Source organism: Kribbella sp. NPDC043289 (genome assembly GCF_056436705.1).
Genome location: NZ_JBWKCB010000004.1, coordinates 378,563 through 404,219, shown reverse-complemented (window position 1 = coordinate 404,219; position 25,657 = coordinate 378,563). Strand labels below are relative to the sequence as shown.

Genomic DNA, 25,657 nt, shown 5'->3' with positions numbered 1-25,657 from the left:
GGGTGAAGTCTTGGGTGAGATCTGTTGCGTCATTCGTTTCTCCGGACAGCGCCGCCGAGCAGCAGCTCGGCGATATTCGGTGTGAAGTCGTTGCGGGCGACCCGGCCTTCGACGACCGCCCAGGCGCCGGAGACCAGCAGGCCGTACAGCGCTTCGGTCAGCCAGACGGGGCTGAGGTCGATCCGGAACTCGCCGGTTTCCTGGCCGCGGCGGAACAGTCCGACCAGGCGGGCGTCGATCCGGGCCCAGCCCTCGTTCTGCTCGTCGCCCTCGAAGAGCTGGTTCTCGGAGTACAGGAACGCGAGCAGTCCGGCGGCCGGCTCGATCTCGCGCACCAGGCGGCGGAACGCGTCGGTGGCCGGCCCGTCGTCGACGGCGGCGTTGTCGATCGCGGTCTCACACTCGGTGATCCCGAGCTCCTCGAGCGCGCGCACCAGCGCGTCCCGCCCGGCGAACTGCCTGTTCAGCGTGGCGCGGCTGATGCCGGCGGCCCGCGCGACCTCGTCCATCGTTGCGGTCGCCTTGCGCATCAGCAGGCTCGCGGCGGAGCGCAGTACCTGATCTCGATCAACAGCCATGAGGCAAGTGTAGCTCATGTGAGACATCAGTGTCTCATTATCTCCGATGCGACTACGGTCTGCGCATGGATGTGGACTGGGGTGCAGAGGTGGCCGACCAGCTCGACACACACTGGCGGGAGCGCCTCCGCCCGCGGCTGGACGGGCTGACTGACGACGAGTACTTCTGGCAGCCGTTGCCCGGTTGCTGGACGGTCAGCCGGCGCGGCGAGAGTTCGGCGCCGATCTCGTTCGGATCGGGCGACTTCACGATGGACTACGCCGAGCCGCCGCACGACCCCGAGCCGGTCACGACGATCGCGTGGCGGATCGCGCATCTGATCGGCGGGCTGGCCGCCACGAATGGGCGGTACTTCGGGGGCGAGGAGTCGATCATCGACACCTACCCGTACGCCGGGACCGCGGGGGAGGCGCTGCGGCAGTTCGACGTGGAGTACGCGGCCTTCGTCGACGGCGTCCGCCGGCTCGGTACGGCGGGGCTCGGCGAACCGCAGGGGTATCCACCCGCGTTCGCCGACGCGCCGATGGCGAAGAAGATCCTCTACTGCAACGTCGAGATCGTCCATCATGGCGCGGAGCTCTGCCTGCTCCGCGACCTTTATCTCCACAACCATCGGGGCCGCGCCGTGGGCTAGCCGTGCAGGCTGTATGCGGTATACGATCTGATCGACGCTCCAGGATGTGACCTGCCGAACGGTGGTATCGATCGGCACCGGATACACTTGGCGTGTTTGAGGAGGGGAGTATTCCTCTCGGACCCCGCCCTCGCGGTGCGGGTCCGACACGGCAGTGTCGTCATCACGGGAGGCCTGGGCGGCCGAACCGGTGCTGCCGGCCCGTTCCGGTCGAGTCGGCCGAGCGGGTGGGAGAGACCTCCGGACCACGCTAGCGGTACGCCGACGTCCGGAGGTTCGTCATGGTTTCAGTCATGCCACCCGTTGTCTGGGTGCTGACGATCGTCGGGTTGCTCGCGATCGTCGCGTTCGACCTGGTCGTCATCGCGCGCCGGAACCACACCGTGACGATCAAGGACGCGACCCGCTGGGTGCTGTTCTACGTCGGTCTGGCCGGGCTCTTCGCGCTCGGGCTGTTCCTCTTCAGCCCGGGACAGTCGGGCAGCGAGTTCGTCGCCGGCTACATCACGGAGTACAGCCTGAGCGTCGACAACCTCTTCGTCTTCGTGATCATCATGGCGCGGTTCGCGGTCCCGAGCCTCGCGCAGGACAAGGTGCTGTACATCGGCATCGTGGTCTCGATGCTGCTCCGGGCGATCTTCATCCTGGCCGGCGCGGCGGCGATCTCCGCGGCGAGCTGGGTGTTCTACATCTTCGGTGCGTTCCTGGTGTACACCGCGATCCGGCTGGCGGTCGAGGGCGAGAACGACGACGCCGACTTCCAGGAGAACGCCGTACTGCGCGGGCTCCGCAAGGTGCTGCCGATCTCGCACGACTACGACGGCGCCAACCTGACGACGCGCGGCGACAACGGCAAACGACTGCTGACGCCGCTGGTGATCGTCATCTCCGCGATCGGGATGGCGAACGTGATCTTCGCGCTCGACTCGATCCCGGCGATCTTCGGGCTCACCCAGGACGCCTACATCGTGCTGACCGCGAACGCGTTCGCGCTGATGGGGCTGCGGCAGCTGTACTTCCTGATCGGCGGCCTGCTGGAGCGGATCGTCTACCTGAACGTCGGCCTGTCGGTGATCCTCGCCTTCATCGGTGTGAAGCTGATCATCGAGGCGCTGCACGGCTCGCACATCGACGACATCGGCGCGATCCATTTGCCGCACATCGGGATCCTGACCTCGCTCGGCTTCATCGTCGGCACGCTGTTCGTCACCACGGTCGCCAGCCTGATCAAGTCGTCGTACGACAACCGCCGCGCCGAGGTCCGGATCAACGTCGAGGACTGACCCGGACCTGAGCCACTCACCAACCCTGCCGAACCGCCGCGGCTGACGCTGCGGCTAGTCGGTCGAGTCGACACTGGACGCGGTTGGTGAGTGTTGGCGGTCCGCCTTCGCCGCTCGCGCGGACGTGAGGCGCAGGAACAGTGCGGGGATCGGGGTCAGGATCAGGCCGGACGCGAGCAGGGCGCCGCGGAGCGACGTACGGCCGAGGGCGCCCAGCGGTGGGCCGCCGGCGACCTGACCGATCGCGTTCGCCTGGGACACCATCGAGATCACCGTCGCCCGCGAGCGGGAGTCGACGTGCCGGTTCAGCCATGCGGACTGGATCGGGTGCGCGAGCGTGTCGCCGATCGTCCGTATCCACATCGCGGCCAGTGCGAGCCAGAGGTTGCCGACCAGGGCGAACGTGATCACACCGATCACCTGCAGAAGCGCGAGCGTCGCGAGGATTCCGGTCGGATGGGTCGCCTGCAGGCGCTCGGGGGAGAACCGGTTGAGCGCGACCGACGTGGCCAGCGAGAGGACGGTGCCGGCCAGCGCGAGGACGGCGAACCAGAACGCCGGGTCCGACGTACCGAACACGGTCGGGAAGGTGAAGGTCAGGATCTTCACCGACCACAACCGGTCGAACGCCTCACTCGACAGGCCGGCGATCAGGCTGATGATCACCAGCGTGCGTACGACGGGACGCCGGCGGGCCGCGTCGAGGCCGCTCTTGAACGTGTCCGCGAGGTGCCGGAACGTCTCGCGCTCCTCGCGTGGCGTGCGGTGGAAGTTCTGCTCGCGCATGAACACTGCGAGCAGCAGCGCGAGCAGGATCATGCCGGCGCCCGACAGCACCATCGGTAGCGGGAGGCTGATCAGCCCGAGAGCGCCGGCCGTGACCGTACCGGCGATCGTCCCGCCGAGCTCGAACTGCTGCGCCCGGACGAACACCCGGCCGGCCCGCTCGGTGCCGATCTCGTCGGTGATCCAGGCCTGGTCGGCGCCGGAGATGAACGTGTAGCCGATTCCCCACAGCACCTGGGCGGCGAGGATCGCCACGAACGCCGGCACCAGCCCCTGGAGCAGGAATCCGGCACCGATCAGTACGAAACCGATCACGATCGAGAGCCGGCGGCTGTACAGGTCGGCGACGATCCCGGTCGGGATCTCGAACAGGAAACAGGCGAGCTCCAGGGTGGTCCCGACCAGGACCATCTGGAGTGGGTTCAGCCCGGCGTCGCGGACGTAGTACACCGCGCTGAGGGTGAAGGACAGGGCGAAGAGGAACGACCAGGCGGCGTTGTAGACGTAGTACGTCCGGACAGGGTCGGCGGACCGAAGGGCAGGCATTGTGGGGTGCTCCCGAAAGCGTGTGCGGGCAGGACGAAGCGCGACCGGGGTGTATGAGCGCGGTCAAACGCTTGACGTGGCGCACGCGCCGGGGCCGGACAGTGCCGGTGCCGCGGGGTCCGCGTTCAGGAGCGAGTTCGCATGGCGCTCAGAGTAGGCGAGTACCCGGCGCGTCTGCCTCCGAATTACACACCTGTCCTTGCTGATCAGGGGTAGTATCGAGAGTGCCTGGCCCGGCCGTTCCCCCGTGATGGTCGGGTCAGGTTCCTTCCTGACCCCGGACAGACTTCCGGTACCGCGACTGCCGCTCGACGATCCGGTACCCGACATTCTCGTACAGCGCCACGCTCCCGGTCGGGTTCTCCAGCACAGTCCACAACGATGCCCGCCGTACGCCGGACCTCCACAACGCGGCGTGGTTGACGCGCAGCAGCGCCGACGCCAGCCCACGGCGCCGCCAGTCCGCCCGCACGCCGACCCACGGAGTGTCGTCCCGGCCGCTGACCACCCAACCGGCCAGCCGGTCCCGGTCCCAGGCGAGCGACCACAGACCGTGGTCCGGAAAGTCGTCGGCCACATCCCGCTCGAACTCCTCGAACGAGTCCTGCACATACCCGAGCGAACTACCGCCGAACACCTCCGCGTTCGCCGCGAACACCGCCCGATGATCCGCCGCCGACGCCGGCCGCAACTCGACCCCCGCGGGTAATCCGGGCACCGGTGAGTCGCCCAACGCCATCGTCATACGCACTCGAGTGAACGCCACCCGATAACCGGCCGCCAGCACGAGCGCCACGTCCCGGTCCGAGACGGGGTTGGTCCCGAACATCGGCGTACCCGGGTATCCGGACGCATGCTCGCGAGCCTGCTCCTCCTGCCACGCCAGGATCCGCCGCCCATGTCCGCGCCCCTGGTACTCCGGCGCGACACCGCCCGTCAGTAGATACAGCCGAGTGCCGTCCGCCTCGTCCCACCACCGCATCCCGGTCCACCCAACCTCAACCCCACCAACAACCACCCGCCCATCCCGCACCACAAGCCCCATGCCTCACTATCCCAAGCTGACACGATGGCGCGTTCGTGGGCGGTCACGCGGTTCGTCCCGGGACGACCGCACGAGGACGACGCCCGGGCGCAGCCGGCCGAGATCAGGTCTTGACATAAGGCGTTGTGGGCGGGTTGACTGCCATATAGTTAACGGCAGAAATAAATTGTGGATCGGTCCGGTGTCGGTGGCTCAGAGCGACTCCGGGCTAGGTCGAGGTATGCCCGGATCCGGTGGTCAGCCACCGGATCATTCGGCGTTCGGGGATCCGGTAGTTGCTGGGGGCAACGCCGGAAAGCCCTTGTCTGCAAGGGATCTGGGCGTCTCGGTCACCGTCCGGTATCGACCGGCGCGGTAAGTCTTCCGCTGTCCTGGGATCTGTGTCATTCTCCGGGATAGCGAAACCCGAGATCCTATCGGATATCGGTTCCACTCCAGCGCGTGAGGGGAAGGATGCGGAGTGAGCGCAACCTTCGAGGTGAAACCGGCGCCGTCGGCACCGGCGCCGCGGGCGGCGGACGAGGCCGTCCGGAGACCACCGCGAACGAGTCGCCGGACCCAGGCCCGGCGCAGTCTGCGACGGCACTGGCAGCTGTACCTGCTGGTCGTCGTACCGCTCGCGTACTTCGTGATCTTCAAGTACATCCCGATCGCGAACGCGGTGATCGCGTTCAAGAACTACAGCCCGGTCAAGGGCCCGTGGGGCAGTGACTGGGTCGGCTTCCGCAACTTCGAGCTGTTCTTCGCCAACCCGGTGTTCTGGACCCTGGTGAAGAACACCTTCCTGTTGTCGGTCTACACCGTCCTGGCGAGCTTCCCGATCCCGATCATCCTGGCGATCGCGCTGAACGAGATCCGCAACGGGCGGTTCAAGAAGCTCGTGCAGCTGGTGACGTACGCGCCGTACTTCATCTCCACCGTCGTGGTGGTGTCGATGACGATCCTGGTGCTGTCGCCGCGGCTCGGGTTCGTGAACGACGCGATCGGCCTGTTCGGCGTACCGCAGATCGACTTCCTCGGCCGGCCGGACTACTTCCGGCACATCTACGTCTGGTCCGACGTCTGGCAGACCACCGGGTACTCCGCGGTGATCTACCTGGCCGCGCTCGCCGGGATCGACCCGGCGCTGCACGAGTCGGCGCGGATCGACGGCGCCAGCCGGCTGCAGCGGATCCGGCACGTCGACCTGCCCGGGATCATGCCGACCGCGGTGATCATCCTGGTGCTCGGCGTCGGCAACATCATGTCGATCGGCTTCGAGAAGGCGTTCCTGCTGCAGAACCCGCTGAACACCGCACAGTCGGAGATCATCGCGACCTACGTCTACAAGACCGGTCTGCTGAACGCCGACTTCAGCATGGCGACCGCCATCGGGCTCTTCAACTCGGTGATCAACCTCTTCCTGCTGCTCGGCGTGAACTTCGCCGCCAAGCGCATCACCGGAAACGGACTCTGGTCATGAGCGTGACACTGCAAGGATTCCGGCGTACGGCGGCGCGCAAGCACGAATCGCAGCGCACGACGATCGAGGAGACGCGCGCGGACAAGATCTTCCTCGTCGGCGTGAAGATCATGCTCTGGCTGGCGCTGATCGTGGTCGCCGTACCGCTGATCTACATCGTCGCGAACTCGTTCAGCAGCCCGTCGGCGGTGAGCGCCGGCCGCGTGCTGCTCTGGCCGATCGAGCCGAGTATCCGCGCGTACAAAGAGGCCTTCAGCGATCCGTTGATCATGAAGGGCTACCTGAACTCGTTCATCTACGCGATCGGCGGGACCCTGATCAGCGTCACGCTGACGATCGCGATCGCGTACCCGCTGTCGCGCCGGACGTTCTTCGGCCGGAACGTGATCATGAGCGTGCTGATCTTCACGATGCTGTTCTCCGGCGGTCTGATCCCGACGTATCTGGTGGTCCAGGACCTCGGGATGCTGAACACCCGCTGGGCGATGGTGATCCCGAGCGCGATCGGGGTCTGGCAGGTGATCATCGCGCGGACGTTCTTCCGCTCGACGATCCCGGACGAGCTCTACGAGGCCGCGACCATCGACGGCGCCGGCGACCTGCGGTTCCTGTGGTCGATCGTGCTGCCGCTGTCCAAGCCGGTGATCGCCGTGATCGCGCTGATGTACGCGATCTTCCAGTGGAACAGCTACTTCGACGCCCTCATCTACCTCAAGGACCCGGGTCTGTACCCGCTGCAGATCGTGCTGCGGAACGTACTGATCCTGAACACCCTTACCGGGTCCACCACCACGACGAGCCTGGCGCAGCAGCTCGAACAGCAACAGCTGGCCAACGTCCTCAAGTACGCGCTGATCGTGATCTCGAGCCTGCCCGTACTGGTCATCTACCCGTTCGTCGCCCGCCACTTCACCAAGGGCGTGATGGTCGGCGCGGTCAAGGGCTGAACGCAGCCCATTTCAGAGAGGAACACCGCAATGCGCTCATCCGTGAGCAAGGTCGTCGCGCTGGCAGCCGCCGGCGCCCTGGCCCTGGCCGCCTGCAGCTCGGACAAAGGGTCCAAGGGTGCGGCGAACGAGACGTCGGCCGACGGGAAGGTCGTCATCGACACCTTCACACCGTCCGACCAGAGCACCAACATGGACACCAACCAGGTGACCAAGATCATCAGCGACAAGTTCAAGATCCAGTTCCGCTGGCAGACCACGACGTACGACGCCGGTCCGGCCAAGGAGAAGCGGCAGATCTCGCTGGCCAGTGGCGACTACCCGGACCTGTTCTTCCTGATCCCGTGGGTCGACGCGTTCACCCAGGCGGAGGTGCTGAAGCTCGGTCAGCAGGGCGTCGCGGTGCCGCTCGAGGACCTGATCAAGGAGAACGCGCCGAACATCCAGAAGGCGCTGGACTCCAACAAGGAGTACAAGGAGATGTCGACCGCGCCCGACGGTCACATCTACGCGCTGCCGCAGTGGGCGGACTGCTTCCACTGCACCTACCCGGACAAGCTGTGGATCAACAGCACCTGGTTGAAGAAGCTCGGTCTGCAGGTGCCGAAGACCACCGACGACCTGCGTAAGGTCCTCGAGGCGTTCAAGACCAAGGACCCGAACGGGAACGGCAAGGCCGACGAGATCCCGATGACCACCGACGTCCAGGACAGCAGCCTGATCGCGTACCTGATGAACGCGTTCGCCTACGACCCGGTCGGTGCGAACAACGGCGTCCGGTCGCTGATCACGCTGAACAGCGACAAGGTCGTCACGCCGGTCACCTCGGACCAGTGGAAGGAAGGCCTGAAGTACATCCACGGGCTGTACAAGGACGGGCTGATCGACCAGGCCGCGTTCACCCAGAACGCGCAGGCGCTGCAGGCCCAGGGCAACAACCCGAAGGCCGTTGTACTGGGCTCGGTGCCGGTGCTGTGGCCGGGCATCTTCGTGCAGCTGGACTCGAAGGACGGGCGCGACAAGCAGTACGACGCCGTACCGCCGCTGACCGGTCCGGAAGGTAAGAGCTACACCGGCTACAACCACCCGACCTCCACCGGGTACACGTTCATGCTGACGAACAAGGCCAGCAAGGAGGCTCAGGTCGCGGCGATCAAGATGCTGGACTGGATCTTCAGCGACGAGGGCCAGATGATCTCGAACATGGGTCCGGAGAACGTTGGCTGGACCAAGCCCGCCGCCGGTGACATCGCCCTCGACGCGAACACCAAAGCGATGTACAAGCCGAAGCAGGACGCGCCGAAGAACATCAGCTGGGGTGCTCTCGGTCAGTACAACAACACGCTGGCCTACCGGAACGCGCAGGTCGTGCCGAAGGACATCTACACCGGCGCCGGACTGGAGCGGCGGCTGTTCGAGGCCACCAAGCAGTACGAGGGTCACGAGGACAAGGCGCAGTGGTTCCCGGGTACGTCGGTCTGGCCGGACCCGAGCCTGAGCGGTGAGCTCGCGACGCTGCAGACCAACCTGAGCAACTACGTGAACCAGAACCAGCTGGCGTTCATCACCGGGTCGAAGAACATCGACACCGACTGGGACGCGTACGTGAAGGGTCTGGAGAGCACCGGGATGCCGCGGTACCTGGAGATCAACCAGCAGGCCTACGACAAGTACAAGAGCGGGAGCAAGTAACTCTCCATGTCTGTACCGATGCCACGCCTCCGGCGCGGCGGGTCATGGGGCTGTAACTCCCGGCCTTCCCTCGTCGCTCCGGTCGCTGCGTTGGATGCCGCGCTGGCGCGCGGCAGGTCGCGGGGTCTGGTTCCCGGTCTTCCCTCGTCGCTCCGGTCGCTGCGCTCCCTGCGCTCCTCAGTCCAGACCGGGGACCCCGCGACCGGGCTCCCTCCGCTCCTCGGTCCAGGCCGGGAGGCCCCATGACCGACGACCTGTGGTTCCGCACTCCCGCACCGGACTGGTTCGAGGCGTTGCCGCTGGGCAACGGGCACCTCGGCGCCAAGGTGTACGGCCGGGTCGCCGACGAGCGGATCGCGCTCAACCTCGACGACGTCTGGTCGGGAGACGGTCCACGGCAGCTGACCGTCACGGACGGTCCGGCGGTGCTGGCCGACGTACGGCGGTTGCTGCTGGCGGACCGGGATCAGCTCGCGGCGACCGAGCGGACCCGGGCGTTGCAGGGGCCGCTGGTCGAGTCGTACCAGCCGCTGGCCGATCTGGTGATCCGGTCGGTGGGTACGGCGACTGATTACCGTCGCGGGCTGGATCTCACGACCGGTATCGCCGGTGTGGAATACACAGTGGACGGCACCCTGTTCCGGCGCGAGACCTTCGTGTCCGCGCCGGACCAGGTGCTGGTCTGGACGATCACCTCCGACCGGCCCGGGGCGATCGACCTCGATCTCGGGCTGGAGAGTCAGCATCCGGTGCGTGTGGAAGTTGCCGATGGCACCTATGGTGTCGTCGGGCACGCGCCGTCCGACCTGACGATCGAGTACCGGGACAGCCCGGACCCGATCCGCTACGAGCAGGGGCGTGGCATCGGCTTCGGTGTCGCGCTCCGAGCGTTCTCCGACGGCGGGTCGGTCACGACGTCCGCCGCCGGTGTCGCGGTCCGCGGGGCTTCGCGGGTCACCGTGACGCTGGCGGCGGCGAGCACCTTCGCCGGGTGGTCCGTGCCGCCCGGCCGGGAACCGTTGGTGGCGCTCGGCGAGGCGGTCGCGATCCTGGATGCGGTCGCCGTGGACAGGCTTCGGGAGCGGCACGTCGAGGACCACGCCGCGCTGTACGGGCGGGCCGCGCTGGAACTCGGCGTACCCGTGCATCTGCCGACCGGCGAGCGGATCAAGGCGGTCGCTGCCGGTGGCAACGATCCGGATCTCGTCGCGCTGGCGTTCAACCTCGGTCGCTACCTGTTGATCGCGTCCTCCCGCCCGGGGACGCAGGCGGCCAATCTGCAGGGCATCTGGAACCAGGACCGCCGGCCGATGTGGGCCAGCGACTGGACCAACAACATCAACACCCAGATGAACTACTGGCTCGCCGACCTCACCGGGCTGAGCGAGTGCTTCGAACCGCTGACCGATCTGCTCGAGGGTCTGGCCGAGTCGGGCGCCGAGACGGCGCGGATCCTGTACGACGCGCCGGGCTGGGTCTCGCACCACAACTCCGACATTTGGCGCGCGACGTGGCCCGTCGGTGAGGGTGGGGACGATCCGGTCTGGGCGATGTGTGCGACGTGTGGGGTGTGGCTGACGGCGCACCTGATGGAGCATTACCGATTCACGCTGGATGCGGACTTTCTGCGGGAGCGGGCCTATCCGGTGATCGCGGGCGCGGGTGAGTTCGTGCTGGCGATGCTGGTGGAGGACGACGATGGCGTGCTGCAGTTCATTCCGTCGACCGCGCCGGAGCATCATTTCGTGTTGCCCTCCGGCGAGAAGGCATCCGTCGATCTCACGTCGACGTACGACATCTGGCTGATCCGTGAGCTCCTCGCGAACTTGGCCGAGGCGGAACGCGTGCTGGGGCTCTCGTCGTCGCTGGCAGAACGTGCGGCGGCGGCGCGGGAGCGGCTGCCGCGGGTGCGGGTAACTCCGGACGGGCGGCTGCATGAGTGGCCGACGGACTGGGAGCCGTCCGAGATCCATCATCGTCACCAGTCGCATCTGTACGGCCTGTATCCCGGTGCGGAGATCGATCCGTTGCGTACGCCGGAGTGGGCCGCGGCCGCCCGTACCTCGTTGGAGACGCGGACCGATGGTGCTGTGAACGGTGGTTGGACGGCCGCGTGGTTGGTGGCGCTGTGGGCGCGGCTCTTCGAGCCTGCTCGCGCGGTCGCGGTGATCCAGGACTATCTGAGCCGGTTGGTATCGGACAACCTGATGTCGCGCGACGGTGACATCTTCCAAATCGACGCGAACTTCGGGATCACCGGGTGCATCCCGGAACTGCTGTTGCAGAGCCACACCGACGTGATCCGGGTGCTGCCCGCGCTGCCTTCGGAGTGGCCGGACGGGGCGTTCCGCGGCTTGCGGGCCCGTGGCGGGCTGGTGTTCGACGTCTCCTGGCGTGACGGTGCACTCACCGAGGCCGTCGTACGGGCGTCGGTCGCGGGGACGTACCGGATCGCGCTGCCCTCAGGAGAGCACACCGTCGAGTTGGCGGCCGATCAGCAGGTGGACCTGGTTAGGACTGCCTAACCAAAGTTGTTGTAGGGTCAACCTCCGTGAAGAAGCTGATCGGGATCGTCGTGTCGGCCGCCGTACTGGTGCTGGCCGGGTGTGGTGGCGGAGACGCCAAGAACGCGGACACCGGGGTGGGGGACAAGGAGGTCGCGACCGGCGGGCGGCTGTTCTCCACCGCCGACGCCGAGACCGCGAAACTCGGCTCGGACGCCGCGTCCGGTGCGTTCCCGCGGACGGTGAAGCACGCGCTCGGCGAGACCAAGCTGGAGAAGAAGCCCTCGCGGGTGGTCGTACTCGACAGCGGCGAGCTGGACGACGTGCTCGCGCTCGGGATCACGCCGGTCGGGATGGCGACGACCGCGGGACAGAGCGGCGTACCGTCGTACCTCGCGGACAAGGCGCAGGGGATCAAGACCGTCGGTGGGATCAGCGAGCTGAACCTCGAGGCGATCGCCGCCCTCAAGCCGGACCTGATCCTCGGCAGCAAGCTGCGCGCCAACGACCTCTACGACAAGCTCAGCGCGATCGCGCCGACGGTGTTCAGCATCCGGCCCGGGTTCCCGTGGAAGGAGAACTTCCTGCTGGTCGCCGACTCGGTCGGTGAGGAAGACAAGGCCACCGGGCTGCTGAACGACTACCAGAAGCGCGCCGACGAGGTGAAGTCGAAGGTCCAGGGATCGCCGACGATCTCGCTGGTCCGGTTCCGTCCGGGCGAGATCCGGCTGTACGGCAACCTCTCCTTCATCGGGGTCATCTTGAAGGACATCGGGCTGCCGCGGCCGAAGGTCCAGGACGTCCAGGACCTCGCCGTCGAGGTCTCCCAGGAGAACATCGGCCAGGCCGTCGGCGACTGGATCTTCTACTCCAGCTACGGCAAGCCCGACACCACGGACGAGAACAAGGTTGTCAACGGCAACCTGTGGAAGACCCTCCCCGCGGTCAAGTCCGGCAAGTCCGCCCGCGTGGACGACGAAGTCTGGTTCCTCGGCCTCGGCCCCATCGGCGCCATGGCAGTCCTCGACGACCTCGAAAAACTCCTCGCCGCGCAGAGCTAACACCGCACGCAGCGTCACGCGCGCCAACTCCCGCAGTACGCCGCCTGCTGGCTTGGCGCCGGCTCGACCGCGGACCCCGCCACTCACCAAGGCGACCGACAAGTCGTCACCCACGCTCAGAAAGGACCGCGCAGGCGGGAACCAAGAACCATTGTGAGTGCTGGCGGTCCGCCTTTGTGCGACGCGCTCGAGGAGGCTGCGGTCGGCGGGGACATTGGTCGCGGGACTCGTCTCGGGGATCAGCCGTGGGAGCGGGGTCGTTGGTTGTCGAGTCGTGGTGGGTGGTTGGTGGGGCGGGCTTCGAGTCGTGGGGTTTGGTTGGTGGATTGCAGCCTTGGCTCACGACTCGGCGGCGGTGGGGTCAGGGGTTAGGGGGAGTAGGCCTTTGGTGGTGAAGATTTGTTTGGCTACGGCGATCGCGTTGATGGCTCGGGGGAAGCCTGCGTAGCCGGCGGTGTGGATGAAGGTTTCGACGATTTGTTCGGGGGTCAGGCCGACGTTCAGGGACGTTTGGATGTGGACCTCTAGCTCGCGTTCGCAGCCGCCGAGGCCGGCCAGGATGCCGAGGGTGATGAGTTGGCGTTGCTGGGGTTCGAGGGCCGGGCGTGAGTAGAGGTCGCCGAAGCCGAAGGCGACGATGTGGTGGGCGAGGGCCGGGGCGATGTCGGCGAGGCTGTCCATGACGGCCGGCGCGCCGCCGCCGTCGATGCTGGAGAGGACCTCGTGCCCGCGCTGGTACCGGGCCTGTTCTTCAGGGCTGTTGATGTCGGGAGCCGTCATGCACCCGACGCTAACCCCCGATCAGTCCGTGACCCGTCCGCGATTGGTGACGGGGACGTGGGGTGCGTGCTGCGTGACGGCGGTGACGAGCTCGTCGTACGGGAGGGTGCGGCCGAGGACCTCATGCGTGCCGGGCCACGGGCAGGACGGGCCCCAGGCCTTGGTACTGCGGGGGAGCGCCTCCTCGTCGAGCAGCATCACGACGAGACGCGGCTCCCACGTCTCCTCGCCCTCGCCGTTCACGCCCTGGCGTTCCAGTCGGCAGACGCCGCGGATCTCGCCCCAGGGGATCGTGCGTGGTTGCTCGCCGCCGAGGTAGATCCCGTCGTCGTCGACGGTCAGCAGTACGTCGTCGTTGTCGTCCTCACGCCGCTCCTCGAGCGCCGTGATCGCCCCGACCAGGAGCAGGATCGGGAGACCGACCGCGAAGATCAGCGGGGTACCGCCCCACGCCAGCCAGACCGCTTCGAGTGGTTCCCGGATCGACGCGCCGCGCAGTGTCTGAACGATCACGATGCCGAGCGTGAGCGCCACCATCAACGCGAAGATCACCGTGCCGAGCGCGAGCGCGGTCCGCGTCGTGCCAAGGCCGCGGCTCTTGACGACGAACGGTTCGGTGATCTGCGCGGACGCCATACCCGCATTGTGGTTGGTGTCACCCGCAGGCACCAGCCCTCTCACGCCATCCTCATCACGCCGTCCGCATCACCGCGGCCTCATCATTCCGGTCCGGCCGGTCGTTCGTACGGATGAAATCGCGGTACTTGACCGGGCACGGGCTTTGGTCCGGGCCGGGTGTCCGCAACAATCGCTGCATGCCGGACCGCCAGACCGCTGTCGCCACCCGTAAAGCCGCGCCGTCGCGGACGGGTTCGCGGCGCCGTAGGAAGGGTGGGGCGTGGCGGCGTGGGCGGGTGATCGCGGTGCTGGCGATCCTGTCGGCGCTGCCGCTGATGTTCCACCGTTACGTTCCGAACTCGGTCGGCAACCTCGGCAGCCTGCTCGACACGTTCCTGCCCTGGGTCGGTCTCGCGGTGCCGGTGCTCGGAGTGGCCGCGCTGGTACGTCGATCCGCGATCGCCGGCGTCGCGCTGCTGGTCCCGCTGCTAGTGTGGAGCCTGATGTTCGGCGACCTGCTGGTCCCGGGCAAGGGCGGCGGTGGCGCGTACGACCTGCGGGTGCTGACCCACAACGTCGACGCGGCCAACCCGGCCCCGAAGACCACCGCGCAGGACCTGCTCGCCGCGAATGCGGACGTGATGGCGCTCGAGGAACTCACGTCAGCGGATCTGAAGGTCTACAAGGCCGCATTCGCGAAGAAGTACCCGTACGAGGTGTCCCGCGACACGGTCGCCCTGTGGTCGAAGTACCCGGTGGTGGAGACCAAGTCGGTCGACGTCGGGTTCAAGTGGACGCGGGCGCTGCGTGCCGAGGTCAGTACGCCGGAAGGCAAGGTGGCCGTGTACGTCGCGCATCTCGCCTCGGTCCGGGTCGGCACCAGCGGGTTCACGTCGGATCAGCGCAACGACACGATCAAGGCGCTCGGCCGGCAGATCGCGAACGAGAAGCTGGCCGGCGTGATCGTGATGGGCGACTTCAACGGTACGGCGAACGACCGCAGTCTCGCCCCGTTGACCGCCGGTCTCCGGTCGGCGCAGGGCGCGGCCGGTACCGGGTTCGGGTTCACCTGGCCGTCGAAGTTCCCGATGGCGCGGATCGACCACATCCTGGTGCGCGGCGTCACCCCGACGAAGGCGTGGGTGCTGAGCCCGACCGGCAGCGACCACCGCCCGGTCGTCGCCGAGCTACGAATCTGACGCGATCCCCTTGCGGTAGGCGTACCGGACCGCTTCCGCGCGGTGCCGGGCGCCGATCTTCGCGAACGTGTTGTTGATGTGCGTCTTCACGGTCGCCTCGCCGATGAACAGCTGCTCGGCGATCTCCTGGTTGCTCAGTCCGCGCGCGATCAAGCGCAGTACCTCGGTCTCCCGGGCGGTCAGGCCGGCGGTCTCCTGTTCGGGTGTCGTCAGGCCGGCCACCAGCCGTTTGGACACCTCGGGATCGAACGTGGACTGCCCGGCCGCGGTGGACCGCAGCGCGGCGCCGATCTCGGCGCGGCCGGCGTCCTTGGTGAGGTAACCGCGCGCCCCGGCGCGGAGCGCGTTCGCGATCGACGCGTCGTCGGCGTACGTCGTCAGCACCAGCACCGCGACGTCGGGGAAGTCGGCGGTGATCTTCGCGGTCGCCTGGATTCCGTCGAGGACCGGCATCCGCAGGTCCATCAACACGACGTCCACGTTGCCCCGGGCAACCAGGTCGACGGCCTCGACACCGTTCGCGGCCGCGCCGGCGACCTGGACGCCGTCGATCAGCTCGAGCAGCGCGACCAACCCTTCGCGCACCACCTGCTGGTCATCCGCCACGATCACCCGGATCGCTTCACTCATCACGAACCTCCGCAACCACCAGCCAGTCGTCCCCGTCCGGCCCGGCCGTCAGTGTGCCGTCGACGAGGGCCAGCCGCTCCCGCATCCCGGCCAGCCCGAACCCTTCCCCGTCAGTCGCACCCTTGTTCCGGACCGACGCCCGTACGCCGTTCTCGTACGTCAACTGCATCTCCACTGCCTGACCGGGCGCGTGCTTGGCCGCATTGGTCAGCGCCTCGCGCACTGCACCGAGCACAGCGACCGTGACACCGGACTCAAGCTTCACAACCGGACCGGTGACAGTGAGCCGAACAGCCGTGCTGTGGTCCTTCTCGTGCTGCTCCGCGAGTGCAGCGATCGCCTCGGGCAGGGCCGGAGCCACATCTGCCCGTAGCGCGGCGACGGCGTTCCGCGACTCCGCCAGGCCCTGTACGGCGAGTCTGCGCGAACGACGTACCCGCTCGAGCGCACCGGCCGTGTCACCACGCTCCTCCAGTAGCGCCTCGGCTACTTCGAGCTGAACGCTCAGTGCGCCCAGCGAGTGCGCCAGTACGTCGTGGAGATCCCGTGCGATCCGCCCACGCTCCTCCAGCGCGGCGGCGCGGGTGTGCTCGCTCTGCGCCAGTCTGGTCTGCTCCAGCAACTGCTCTGTCTGCCGCGCCTGTACCTCGTACTGCCGCCGGTTCAACCCGAATGCGACCAGTACTGCGGTCCACAACAGCTGGGTGAAGTACCAGGTGTCGGATTGGTCGAACAGCCAGGCCGACACCGCATAAGCGGCTGCCACGCACACACCGGCCGCGATGATCGGCCGATTGCCGTGCCTGCGGAACTCCAGGACAGCGATGTCGGTGATCGCGACCAGCACCAGCACCAGCGCGTTCGACTGCGGGTACCCAGCGATCAACGCGCTACCGGTCGCGACAGTCGTCAGCAGCACCAGCGAGAGGTACGGGCGTTCTGCCATCAGCACCGACCCGATAGCGAAGACCACGAACCCGGTGCACAGTACGACCCACACCCAGACGTCAGCGGGACGCGCTGTCGCCAGCACCGCGACCGCCACTCCGCCGGTCAGCACCCGGCCGACCCAACCGCTCTCTCCGTGCGGCCGGGAGGGGAGGACTGACACCAGCTTCGTCAGCGGGCTCACTGGGTGCTGTACTCCTCTGCGTCGCGGTGCGCCTTGCTCTGGATGATCAGTGACTGCGTCAACAGGTTCGCACCCAACGAGACCAGCAGTGCGCCGCCGCCGGAGACCGACGCCCCGAGCAGGTGGCCGACGCCGGCCAGTCCGAGCCGGATGACCAGGTAGGCCACCATGATGCCGAGTCCGGGCATCCCGAGCCGGAAGAACACCTTCCCGGCGCGCCGCTCCACTTGAGCGACCCGGCCGGAGGCGACCCCGGCGACCAGGGCGATCGCGGCGCCGATCACCAGCAGGACGACGTCGACCACGCCGAGGCCGGTGTGCCGGTCGTACAGCTGGTAGACCCCGACTCCGATCAGCACGACCGGACCGCGCCAGACGTCGGTGTCGGAGTTCTCCAGCTCGGACCAGGACAGCCGCCGGGCGAGGACGACGACCACGACGGCGATCACGACGACTGCGTTGGGCACGGTTCCGAAGCTCATGTCACGGACGGTAGGTCCGGCGCACCCTCGGTGAGGACCGACCACGGGTGGAGATCCAGGTGGAGACGGTTCGCCGGGTCGCCGCTCAGATGGTTGAAAGAGGGAGTAACCTTCCTGACCGGTAACAACACGATCTGTCATAATGATCAGGCGATCCGGAGGGCGCATGCTTCCGCAAGAATCCATCCTCAGACTGGATGCCACGGCGATCGACTACGTCATCATCGCCCTGTACTTCGTCTTCGTCCTCGGCATCGGGTACCTGGCCAGACGCGCGGTCTCGAGCAGCCTGGACTTCTTCCTGTCCGGCCGGTCGCTGCCGGCCTGGGTCACCGGGCTGGCGTTCATCTCGGCCAACCTGGGCGCGATCGAGATCATGGGCATGTCGGCGAACGGGGCGCAGTACGGCATGCCGACCGTGCACTACTTCTGGATCGGCGCGATCCCGGCGATGCTGTTCCTCGGCGTCGTGATGATGCCGTTCTACTACGGCTCCAAGGTCCGCAGCGTGCCGGAGTTCATGCTGCGCCGGTTCGGGAAGCCCGCGCACCTGGTGAACGCGGTCAGCTTCGCCCTCGCCCAGGTGCTGATCGCCGGCGTGAACCTGTTCCTGCTGGCCACCATCGTGAATGTGCTGCTCGGGTGGCCGATCTGGGTGTCGGTGATCGTCGCCGCGGCCATCGTGCTCAGCTACATCACGCTCGGCGGCCTGTCGGCGGCCATCTACAACGAGGTGCTGCAGTTCTTCGTGATCGTCGCCGCGCTGCTACCGCTGACCCTGGTCGGCCTGCACAAGGTCGGCGGCTGGCAGGGCCTGGTCGACAAGGTGACCGCGTCGCCGGGCGGCGGCGAGCAGATGTCGGCCTGGCCCGGCAATGCGCTGAGCGGCTTCAACAACAGCTTCCTGTCCGTGATCGGCCTGGTCTTCGGTCTCGGTTTCGTGCTCTCGTTCGGCTACTGGACGACGAACTTCGTCGAGGTCCAGCGCGCGATGGCGTCGAAGAACATGTCCGCGGCCCGGCGGACGCCGATCATCGGGTCGTTCCCGAAGATGTTCATCCCGTTCATCGTGATCATCCCGGGCATCATCGCCGCGGTCGTCGTACCGGAGCTGGCGCAGTTCAAGGCCAACGGGAGCGGCGAGGTCGACTACAACGACGCGCTGTTGCTCCTGATGCGTGACCTGCTGCCGAACGGCATGCTCGGGCTGGCGATCACCGGTTTGCTGGCGTCGTTCATGGCCGGTATGGCGGCCAACCTGAGCTCGTTCAACACGGTCATGTCGTACGACATCATCGAGCGCTACGTCGTCAAGGACCGGCCGGACGACTTCTACCTGCGGACCGGGCGCTGGGTGACCGTGGCCGGCACGCTGATCGCGATCGGCACCGCGGCGATCGCCTCCGGTTACAGCAACCTGATGGACTACCTGCAGCAGCTGTTCTCGTTCTTCAACGCACCGCTGTTCGCCACGTTCATCCTCGGTATGTTCTGGAAGCGGATGACCGCGACGGCCGGCTGGATCGGCCTGGTCAGCGGTACGGCGACCGCGATCACGGTCTTCATCCTGTCCGAGAACGGCGTCGTCAACCTGCCCGGTCAGGGCGCGAGCTTCGTCGGCGCCGGGGCCGCGTTCGTGGTCGACATCGTGGTGAGCGTGCTGGTCAGTCTGGTGACGATCCCGAAGCGGGATACCGAGCTGATCGGGCTGGTGTGGTCGCTGACGCCCAAGGAGCAGCGCACCGAGGTGGCCGTCGCCGGCGACGGCGGCTGGTACCGCAAGCCGGTCCTGCTGGCCGGGATCTCGCTGGCGCTGACCGTCGTCCTCAACATCATCTTCGCCTGACTAGGAGCTCTCCATGGCAGACAACAAGAAGGCCGGAGCGTTCGACATCCGGATCGTGATCGCGGCCCTGGTCGGGATCTACGGGCTGGTGCTGACGATCCTCGGCATCGTCGAGAAGCAGGCCGAGATCGACAAGGCCGCCGGGATCAACATCAACCTCTGGGGCGGCATCGGAATGCTGGTCTTCGCCGCCCTGTTCGTCACGTGGACCCGCCTGCGTCCGATCGCCGTACCCACCGAGGACGAGCAGGCGGAGCAGTAACCCCAGCCACCGACGCCTCGTTGTGGGACCAATAGACCTACTGGTCCCACAACAAAGGACGTCGCATGGTCAGGCCGGGAACCCTCTCCAGACGGGCCTTCCTGGCTCGGGTCGGCATCCTGGGAGCGGCGGCCGGGGGCGGCGGGCTCCTTGCGCGCAGTCTGCTCGCCCCCGCCGACGCGGCGGCCAACCCGGTCCTGCCGCCGGCCGTCGACCTGATCCGGCCGCTCCTCGCGGACCTCGCGCGGGACACGTTGAACGGGCTGACGGTGTTCGCGATGCCCGGTCCGGACGCGTACTCGCGGACCCAGGGCACGCCGAGTTCGACGCCCGGTGCGATCGAGGCCGGTGCGACCGACTTCATCATCGACTCGCTCGACAACTTCGTGCCGTTCCCGGACGAGATCGCCCAGCCGATCGGGGCCGCCCTGGTGACCGGCCTCGCCGACTCGAGGATCGAGCTGCCCGGTCTCGACGTGCCCCCGGTCCGCCTGCACACGCTCGACGAGGCGCTCGCGGCGTACCTGCGCAGTGACGAGGCGCTGCCGCTGTCGTTCCCGATCGCCGGCCTTCTGAACCTGATGGCGACCCAGGTGAACCCGCTCGCGGTGAACGGGCCGCACCTGTCGCCGTTCGCCCGGCTGTCGTACGCCGAGAAGGCACGCGCGTTCGAGCTCATCGAGAGGACCGACGCCGACCTGGTCGCGCTGCTCGACGTGCGACTGCCGGAGCCGTTGAAGGAGTCGGTGGCCGAGCTGCTCACCTTCGTCGGCGGCGCGTTGATCGAGTTCGCCACGTTCGGTGCGTACGGCGACTCGGCGATCTACGACAAGGTCTCGCGAACGGTCGAGGGCTGGGACGACTTCATCGGCTACTACCAGGGCCGTCGGAAGGTGCGTGACTGGACAGCTGTGCTGTAGGCATGTCCGTTTGACGAACATCGGCGTCCGGTCGGATCCTCCCGTCCGGACGCCGGCGTTCGTAGGCTCGAAGTACCCGATCAGGAGGAACTTCGAGATGACGATCACCTCTGACAAGCCCGAGCTCTCGACGCTCGCGCAGCAGTACGCCGAGGACGGCTTCGTCCTGGTGAAAGGCCTGCTCAGCAAGGAAGAAGCGGCGCACTACCGGCAGCGCAGCCACGATCTCCTGGCGCGCCTGAACCGCTCCGACGACCCCACCTGGGGTGCCGCGCGGGACATGACCGAGGCGCCGACGAAACTGCAGCACCTGCACGACGCGCAGTTCTACGACGCCGAGTTCTCGAAGCTGCTGGTGGACCCGCGGTTCACCGACGTGGCCGCCGCGGTGATGGGCGTGGACGACGTCCAGCTGCATCACACCAAGCTGTTCGTGAAGCCGCCGGAGAACGGTTCGCCGTTCCCGCTGCACCAGGACCACCCGTTCTTCCCGCACACCTACCACCGGGTCGGGGCGGCGATCTTCCACTTCGACGACGCGCCGGAGGAGAAGGGCTGCGTGCGGGTGATCCCGGGCAGCCACAAGGACGGGCCGCGTGAGCACAGCCCCGAGGGCTCGTACCACCTGCTCGAGCCGTCGTTCGACGCCGCGACCCCGCAGCCGGCCGAGGCCGGTGACGTGCTGTTCTTCACCTACCTGACCGTGCACGGGTCGGGCGTGAACGTCAGCGAGGAGCCGCGCACCACCTGGCTGATCCAGTACCGCGACCCGTCGGACCCGCCGACCGTCAAGACGCACGAGTGGTCGCTCGGTCAGGGCATGATGCTGCGAGGAGTCGACCCCACCGGTAGGAGCGCTGTTTGAGCCTGGAGTCCGTCGCCACGGCGGATCGGTTCGTCGACCTCGCGGGACTGCTCGAGTCGTGCGAGGTCGACGGCTTCCACGCGGACTTCCTCAGCTGGGGCCACTACCGGCCGGAGTACTGGCGCAACTACTGGCACACCCACTCCTTCCACGAGGTCTGCCTCGCGTACTCCGGCGAGGGCCGCTTCGACAACGGTTCCGTGCGGTACGACGTCGTACCGGGGTCGGTGTTCCTCGCGCGGCCGGGGGACATCCACGAGATCGAGTCCAGCGAGACGTCCCCGCTGGGCATCGCCTTCTGGGGCTTCACCTTCCGCCCGGGTTCTGTCGAGCCCGGTTGGTGGTCCGGGCTGACACGCGCCGACGGTCCCGTCATTTCCGATCGAGTCGGCATGCTGCCCGCACTGATCAGCGCGCTGGCAGCGGAGGCCGCAGCACCCGTTTCCGGCTACACCACCACGCTCGCCGCTCTCGGCAGCAGTCTGATCGTCGAAACAGCTCGCGCCTTCGCCCTGAGCGCCGACCTGGCAGTGGAACCAATCCGGCGCGATCGCGGTCCGCTGGTCGTGGAAGCCATGCAGCGCCACCTCCGCGACAACCTCTCGCGCCCCATCACGGTCCGGGATGTCGCGGCCGTCGTACACCTGTCGGAACGTCATGCGGAGCGTCTCTTCACGCAGCAGACCGGCGCGTCCATCATGTCGACGCTGCGTCGCCTCCGCCTCGAACTAGCCGCGCAACTGTTGCTGGATCACACGCTGTCCGTCACCGAGGTGGCGCGAGCCTGCGGGTACTCCGACGTACGCCCGTTCTCGACAGCGTTCAAACGCAAGTACGGGCGAACACCCGGCGACCATCGCCGTACCGGCGGGACCGAGTTCCTGTAGTGACGGGCAGTGGTAGTCTTCAGCTATGCGAGTGAGCCTGCTCCTTAGTTAGCCGTGCTGGCAATCAGGCGCCGAGAAGCGCCGGTCAGTGCGGCGTCCCCTCCTGTGTGAGGGGCCTTTTTTATGTCCAGGGAGTGCCGTCTGGCACATTTAGGCTCGACCAAAGACACGAAGTATGGAGTAGGACCGTGAGCGAGCAGGTGGAGGACACCCCCGTCGACCGGGGTGGCTACGACTTCAACGCCATGCAGGCCAAGTGGCGTCCGGTGTGGGAGCAGCTGGACCCGTTCAAGGCCAAGGACGACGGCTCGGCCGAGCGGCGTTACGCGCTCACGATGTTCTCCTACCCCTCCGGCGACCTGCACATGGGTCACGCCGAGGTGTTCGCGCTGCACGACGTCCTGGCCCGCTACTGGTTCCAGCAGGGGTACGACGTGCTCAACCCGATCGGCTGGGACTCGTTCGGGCTGCCGGCCGAGAACGCCGCGATCAAGCGCAACGAGCACCCGGCGACGTTCACCTACGCCAACATCGAGACGCAGGCGGAGTCGATCCGCCGGTACGCGATCAGCTTCGACTGGTCCCGGCGTCTGCACACGTCCGACCCGGAGTACTACCGCTGGACGCAGTGGCTGTTCCTGCGGCTGTACGAGCGCGGCCTGGCGTACCGCAAGGCGTCGTACGTCAACTGGTGCCCGCACGACCAGACCGTGCTGGCGAACGAGCAGGTGGTCCAGGGCCGCTGTGAGCGCTGCGGCCACGAGGTCACCAAGCGCGAGCTGACGCAGTGGTACTTCAAGACCACCGAGTACGCCCAGCGGCTGCTGGACGACATGGAGCTGCTGCAGTGGCCGGAAGAGATCCTGCTGATGCAGCGCAACTGGATCGGCCGCTCCGAGGGCGCGTTCGCGAACTTCGAGGTCGAGGGTCGCGACGAGCCGATCAAGGTGTTCACCACCCGGCCGGACACGCTGTTCGGCGCCACCTTCATGGTGGTCGCGCCGGACGCGAAGCTGGCCGCCGAACTGGTCACGCCGGACCAGCAGGCCGCGTTCGACGAGTACCTGACCAAGGTGAAGGCGACCACCGAGATCGAGCGGCAGAGCACCGAGCGCGAGAAGACCGGTGTCTTCCTGGGCTCGTACGCCGTCAACCCGGTGACCGGGAAGCGGATCCCGATCTGGGCCGCCGACTACGTGCTGGCCGACTACGGCACCGGCGCGATCATGGCGGTCCCCGGCCAGGACACCCGGGACTGGGAGTTCGCGGAGAAGTTCGACCTGCCGATCGTCCGCACCGTGCAGCCGGCTCCGGACTTCGACGGCAAGGCGTTCACCGGTGACGGACCAGCGATCAACAGTGCCAACGACGAGATCAGCCTGGACGGGCTGGAGGTCGCCGAGGCGAAGTCGCGGATCATCGACTGGCTACAGGCCAAGGGCCTGGGCGAGCGGACGATCAACTACCGGCTGCGCGACTGGCTGCTGAGCCGCCAGCGCTACTGGGGTTGCCCGATCCCGATCATCCACTGCCCGTCCTGTGGCGAGGTGCCGGTCCCGGACGACCAGCTGCCGATGGAGCTGCCCGACCTGCGCGGCGAGGACCTGCGGCCGAAGGGCGTGTCCCCGCTGGCCGCGGCCCGCGACTGGGTCGAGGTCGAGTGCCCGAAGTGCGGCGGCCCGGCCGAGCGGGACACCGACACGATGGACACCTTCGTCGACTCGTCCTGGTACTTCCTGCGCTACCTGTCGCCGGAGTACACCGACGGCCCGTTCGACCAGGAGACGGCGGACCGCTGGATGTCGGTCTACCAGTACGTCGGCGGCAAGGAGCACGCCGTACTGCACCTGCTGTACGCACGGTTCTTCGTCAAGGCGCTGCACGACATGGGCCTGCTGAACGCGGTGGAGCCGTTCACCCGGCTGCTGAACCAGGGCCAGGTCATCAACCAGGGCAAGGCGATGAGCAAGTCCCTGGGCAACGGCGTGAACCTGGGCGACCAGATCGACGAGTACGGCGTGGACGCGGTCCGGCTGACCATGGTGTTCGCCGGTCCGCCCGCGGACGACATCGACTGGGCCGACATGTCGCCGGGTGGGTCGCTGAAGTTCCTGCAGCGCGCTTGGCGGCTGGCCGGAGCGGTCGAGTCCCCGGTCGGTGCGGACCCGTCCACCGGTGACGTCGAGCTGCGCAAGCTGACCCACCGGACGGTGGCCGACGCGGCCGAGCTGATCGACTCGCACCGGTTCAACGTCATGGTCGCCCGGGTCATGGAGCTGGTGAACGCCACCCGCAAGGCGATCGACTCCGGTCCCGGTGCGGCCGACCCGGCGGTCCGGGAAGCGGTCGAGACGGTGGCGATCGTGCTGAGCCTGGTCGCGCCGTACACGGCCGAGGAGATGTGGGAGGAGCTGGGCCACCAGCCGACCGTCGCGAAGGCGGGCTGGCCGAAGGTCGACGCGGCGCTGCTGGTGCAGGAGACCGTGACGTGTGTGGTCCAGGTGGCCGGCAAGGTGAAGGACCGGCTGGAGGTCGCGCCGGACATCTCCGAGGCCGAGCTGGAGAAGCTGGCGCTGTCTTCCGAGGCGATTCAGAAGGCCCTGGACGGCCGAGGCACCCGCAAGGTGATTGTGCGGGCGCCGAAGCTGGTCAACATCGTTCCCGCCTGACCACGAGCTACGCTGCAGCGATGCGCTCAGAGCTGATCGACATCGCGACCGGCGGGACCGAGATCGTCTTCGACCTCACGAGCAGGTGCGAGCAGTTCGTCGCCGCCCAGGCCCATCAGGCCCACGGCGACGGGCTGCTGCACGTCTTCGTCCCGCACGCGACGGCCGGTATCGCGATCCTCGAGACCGGAGCCGGCAGCGACACGGATCTGCTGGCCGTGCTCGAGGAGCTGTTGCCGCGCGAGTTCGGCTGGCGGCACACGCACGGTACGCCCGGACACGGTCGCGACCACGTGCTGCCCGCCCTGATCCCGCCGTACGCGTCGATTCCGGTGCTGGACGGGCAGATGATGCTCGGCACCTGGCAATCGATCTGCCTGATCGACACCAATGTGGACAATCCACAGCGCCAGGTCCGGCTTTCCTGGCTGGCCGGTTAACGGACCACCGGGTAACAATATTTTCCAGCATCTTGGTGACTTATCGTGATGTTGCCGATCGCGTTACGTTTGCGAAACACTACTCCGCTTGAATTGCCGCATGGCTGCCCTGGACACGCTCCGCGACGTCACTGTCGAGCTCCTGGTTCGCGCGACCCGGGGGATTTCCGACGGCAGCCTGCTGAATGCCGATTCCGGCCGTGCCGACACCCAGGCACGGATCGACGACTGGGCCGGTGTGCTTTCTCTGTACGCCGTGGAAAATGAATCCCGCGCGGTCCGGGCGACTGCTTGAAACAAGCAATTCTGATACCGCAGCATTTCCCGCACGGCGGAAAGCCGTTGCCACGGTCAACGAATTGTGTGACCCAGGCCGCATCCCGCGCGT

At 67.2% G+C, this 25,657-nt stretch carries 24 protein-coding genes; 16 read left to right on the top strand and 8 right to left on the bottom strand.

Annotation, left to right across the window (positions count from 1 at the left end; translation table 11 throughout):
• Window positions 1-29 precede the first annotated feature (29 nt).
• A complete protein-coding gene (locus AC0662_RS26220) occupies window positions 30-578 on the bottom strand; it encodes a TetR/AcrR family transcriptional regulator (protein WP_452194574.1) in 549 nt (182 codons plus the stop codon).
• A 65-nt stretch (window positions 579-643) separates the two neighbouring features.
• On the opposite strand from AC0662_RS26220, the gene AC0662_RS26215 reads away from it, so the two are divergent.
• Both AC0662_RS26215 and AC0662_RS26210 read left to right on the top strand, forming a co-directional pair.
• Window positions 644-1,213, top strand: coding sequence for a DinB family protein (locus tag AC0662_RS26215; RefSeq protein ID WP_478303880.1), 570 nt, complete (start codon window positions 644-646; stop codon window positions 1,211-1,213).
• Window positions 1,214-1,506: 293 nt separating this feature from the next.
• Window positions 1,507-2,496, top strand: coding sequence for a TerC/Alx family metal homeostasis membrane protein (locus tag AC0662_RS26210; protein WP_478303878.1), 990 nt, complete (start codon window positions 1,507-1,509; stop codon window positions 2,494-2,496).
• Window positions 2,497-2,550: 54 nt separating this feature from the next.
• Here AC0662_RS26210 and AC0662_RS26205 read toward each other — a convergent pair whose 3' ends face one another.
• Both AC0662_RS26205 and AC0662_RS26200 read right to left on the bottom strand, forming a co-directional pair.
• Complete coding sequence (locus AC0662_RS26205) at window positions 2,551-3,828, bottom strand: MFS transporter (protein WP_478303876.1); 1,278 nt, start codon at window positions 3,826-3,828, stop codon at window positions 2,551-2,553.
• Between the two features lie 259 nt (window positions 3,829-4,087).
• Entirely contained in the window at window positions 4,088-4,873 is a 786-nt protein-coding gene (locus AC0662_RS26200) for a GNAT family N-acetyltransferase (RefSeq protein ID WP_478303874.1), read from the bottom strand.
• A gap of 460 nt (window positions 4,874-5,333) precedes the next feature.
• Here AC0662_RS26200 and AC0662_RS26195 point away from each other — a divergent pair, with 460 nt between their 5' ends.
• From AC0662_RS26195 to AC0662_RS26175, 5 genes are all read left to right on the top strand, one after another.
• Window positions 5,334-6,335, top strand: a complete 1,002-nt coding sequence (locus AC0662_RS26195) for an ABC transporter permease (RefSeq protein ID WP_478303872.1) — start codon at window positions 5,334-5,336, stop codon at window positions 6,333-6,335.
• Window positions 6,332-7,282 carry a carbohydrate ABC transporter permease gene (locus AC0662_RS26190; protein ID WP_452194564.1) on the top strand — a complete coding sequence of 317 codons (951 nt, stop codon included), beginning with the start codon at window positions 6,332-6,334 and terminating at the stop codon, window positions 7,280-7,282. The genes AC0662_RS26195 and AC0662_RS26190 overlap by 4 nt, the downstream gene beginning before the upstream one ends.
• A 30-nt stretch (window positions 7,283-7,312) precedes the next feature.
• Complete coding sequence (locus AC0662_RS26185; RefSeq protein ID WP_452194563.1) at window positions 7,313-8,974, top strand: type 2 periplasmic-binding domain-containing protein; 1,662 nt, start codon at window positions 7,313-7,315, stop codon at window positions 8,972-8,974.
• Between the two features lie 242 nt (window positions 8,975-9,216).
• On the top strand, window positions 9,217-11,499 hold the full coding sequence (locus AC0662_RS26180) for a glycoside hydrolase family 95 protein (RefSeq protein WP_478303869.1): 2,283 nt from the start codon (window positions 9,217-9,219) through the stop codon (window positions 11,497-11,499).
• Between the two features lie 26 nt (window positions 11,500-11,525).
• Complete coding sequence (locus AC0662_RS26175; RefSeq protein WP_478303866.1) at window positions 11,526-12,539, top strand: ABC transporter substrate-binding protein; 1,014 nt, start codon at window positions 11,526-11,528, stop codon at window positions 12,537-12,539.
• Between the two features lie 339 nt (window positions 12,540-12,878).
• On the opposite strand, the gene AC0662_RS26170 is transcribed toward AC0662_RS26175, so the two are convergent.
• Together AC0662_RS26170 and AC0662_RS26165 are read right to left on the bottom strand one after the other, a co-directional pair.
• Window positions 12,879-13,319, bottom strand: a complete 441-nt coding sequence (locus tag AC0662_RS26170; RefSeq protein WP_452194559.1) for a carboxymuconolactone decarboxylase family protein — start codon at window positions 13,317-13,319, stop codon at window positions 12,879-12,881.
• Between the two features lie 21 nt (window positions 13,320-13,340).
• Window positions 13,341-13,955, bottom strand: a complete 615-nt coding sequence (locus AC0662_RS26165) for a hypothetical protein (protein ID WP_452194557.1) — start codon at window positions 13,953-13,955, stop codon at window positions 13,341-13,343.
• A gap of 179 nt (window positions 13,956-14,134) precedes the next feature.
• Between AC0662_RS26165 and AC0662_RS26160 the strand changes: the two genes are divergently transcribed.
• On the top strand, window positions 14,135-15,136 hold the full coding sequence (locus AC0662_RS26160; RefSeq protein ID WP_478303864.1) for an endonuclease/exonuclease/phosphatase family protein: 1,002 nt from the start codon (window positions 14,135-14,137) through the stop codon (window positions 15,134-15,136).
• Here the strand turns inward: AC0662_RS26160 and AC0662_RS26155 are convergent.
• The 3 genes from AC0662_RS26155 to AC0662_RS26145 are packed head-to-tail and all read right to left on the bottom strand — an operon-like array spanning window position 15,125 to window position 17,380.
• Window positions 15,125-15,766: a response regulator gene (locus tag AC0662_RS26155; RefSeq protein WP_478303862.1), complete on the bottom strand. Its 642-nt coding sequence runs from the start codon at window positions 15,764-15,766 to the stop codon at window positions 15,125-15,127. The genes AC0662_RS26160 and AC0662_RS26155 overlap by 12 nt on opposite strands.
• Complete coding sequence (locus AC0662_RS26150) at window positions 15,759-16,898, bottom strand: sensor histidine kinase (RefSeq protein ID WP_478303860.1); 1,140 nt, start codon at window positions 16,896-16,898, stop codon at window positions 15,759-15,761. The genes AC0662_RS26155 and AC0662_RS26150 overlap by 8 nt, the downstream gene beginning before the upstream one ends.
• Complete coding sequence (locus AC0662_RS26145; RefSeq protein WP_478303858.1) at window positions 16,895-17,380, bottom strand: hypothetical protein; 486 nt, start codon at window positions 17,378-17,380, stop codon at window positions 16,895-16,897. Before AC0662_RS26145 ends, AC0662_RS26150 begins: the two co-directional genes overlap by 4 nt.
• A gap of 166 nt (window positions 17,381-17,546) precedes the next feature.
• Between AC0662_RS26145 and AC0662_RS26140 the strand changes: the two genes are divergently transcribed.
• From AC0662_RS26140 to AC0662_RS26105, 8 genes are all read left to right on the top strand, one after another.
• Entirely contained in the window at window positions 17,547-19,226 is a 1,680-nt protein-coding gene (locus AC0662_RS26140) for a sodium:solute symporter family protein (RefSeq protein ID WP_478303856.1), read from the top strand.
• Window positions 19,227-19,239: 13 nt separating this feature from the next.
• Window positions 19,240-19,488, top strand: a complete 249-nt coding sequence (locus AC0662_RS26135; protein WP_452194546.1) for a hypothetical protein — start codon at window positions 19,240-19,242, stop codon at window positions 19,486-19,488.
• Window positions 19,489-19,553: 65 nt separating this feature from the next.
• Window positions 19,554-20,408 (top strand): hypothetical protein, encoded by an 855-nt coding sequence (locus AC0662_RS26130; RefSeq protein ID WP_478303854.1) that lies wholly within the window; start codon window positions 19,554-19,556, stop codon window positions 20,406-20,408.
• A gap of 97 nt (window positions 20,409-20,505) precedes the next feature.
• Window positions 20,506-21,273, top strand: a complete 768-nt coding sequence (locus tag AC0662_RS26125; protein WP_452194542.1) for a phytanoyl-CoA dioxygenase family protein — start codon at window positions 20,506-20,508, stop codon at window positions 21,271-21,273.
• Window positions 21,270-22,160, top strand: a complete 891-nt coding sequence (locus tag AC0662_RS26120) for a helix-turn-helix domain-containing protein (protein ID WP_478303852.1) — start codon at window positions 21,270-21,272, stop codon at window positions 22,158-22,160. Before AC0662_RS26125 ends, AC0662_RS26120 begins: the two co-directional genes overlap by 4 nt.
• A gap of 188 nt (window positions 22,161-22,348) precedes the next feature.
• Window positions 22,349-24,829 (top strand): leucine--tRNA ligase, encoded by a 2,481-nt coding sequence (leuS, locus tag AC0662_RS26115; RefSeq protein WP_478303850.1) that lies wholly within the window; start codon window positions 22,349-22,351, stop codon window positions 24,827-24,829.
• A gap of 20 nt (window positions 24,830-24,849) precedes the next feature.
• On the top strand, window positions 24,850-25,269 hold the full coding sequence (locus AC0662_RS26110; protein ID WP_452194538.1) for a YjbQ family protein: 420 nt from the start codon (window positions 24,850-24,852) through the stop codon (window positions 25,267-25,269).
• A gap of 100 nt (window positions 25,270-25,369) precedes the next feature.
• The gene (locus tag AC0662_RS26105; protein WP_452194537.1) at window positions 25,370-25,564 is read left to right on the top strand and encodes a hypothetical protein; all 195 of its coding nucleotides are present in this window, start codon (window positions 25,370-25,372) and stop codon (window positions 25,562-25,564) included.
• The last annotated feature ends 93 nt before the right edge of the window (window positions 25,565-25,657 follow it).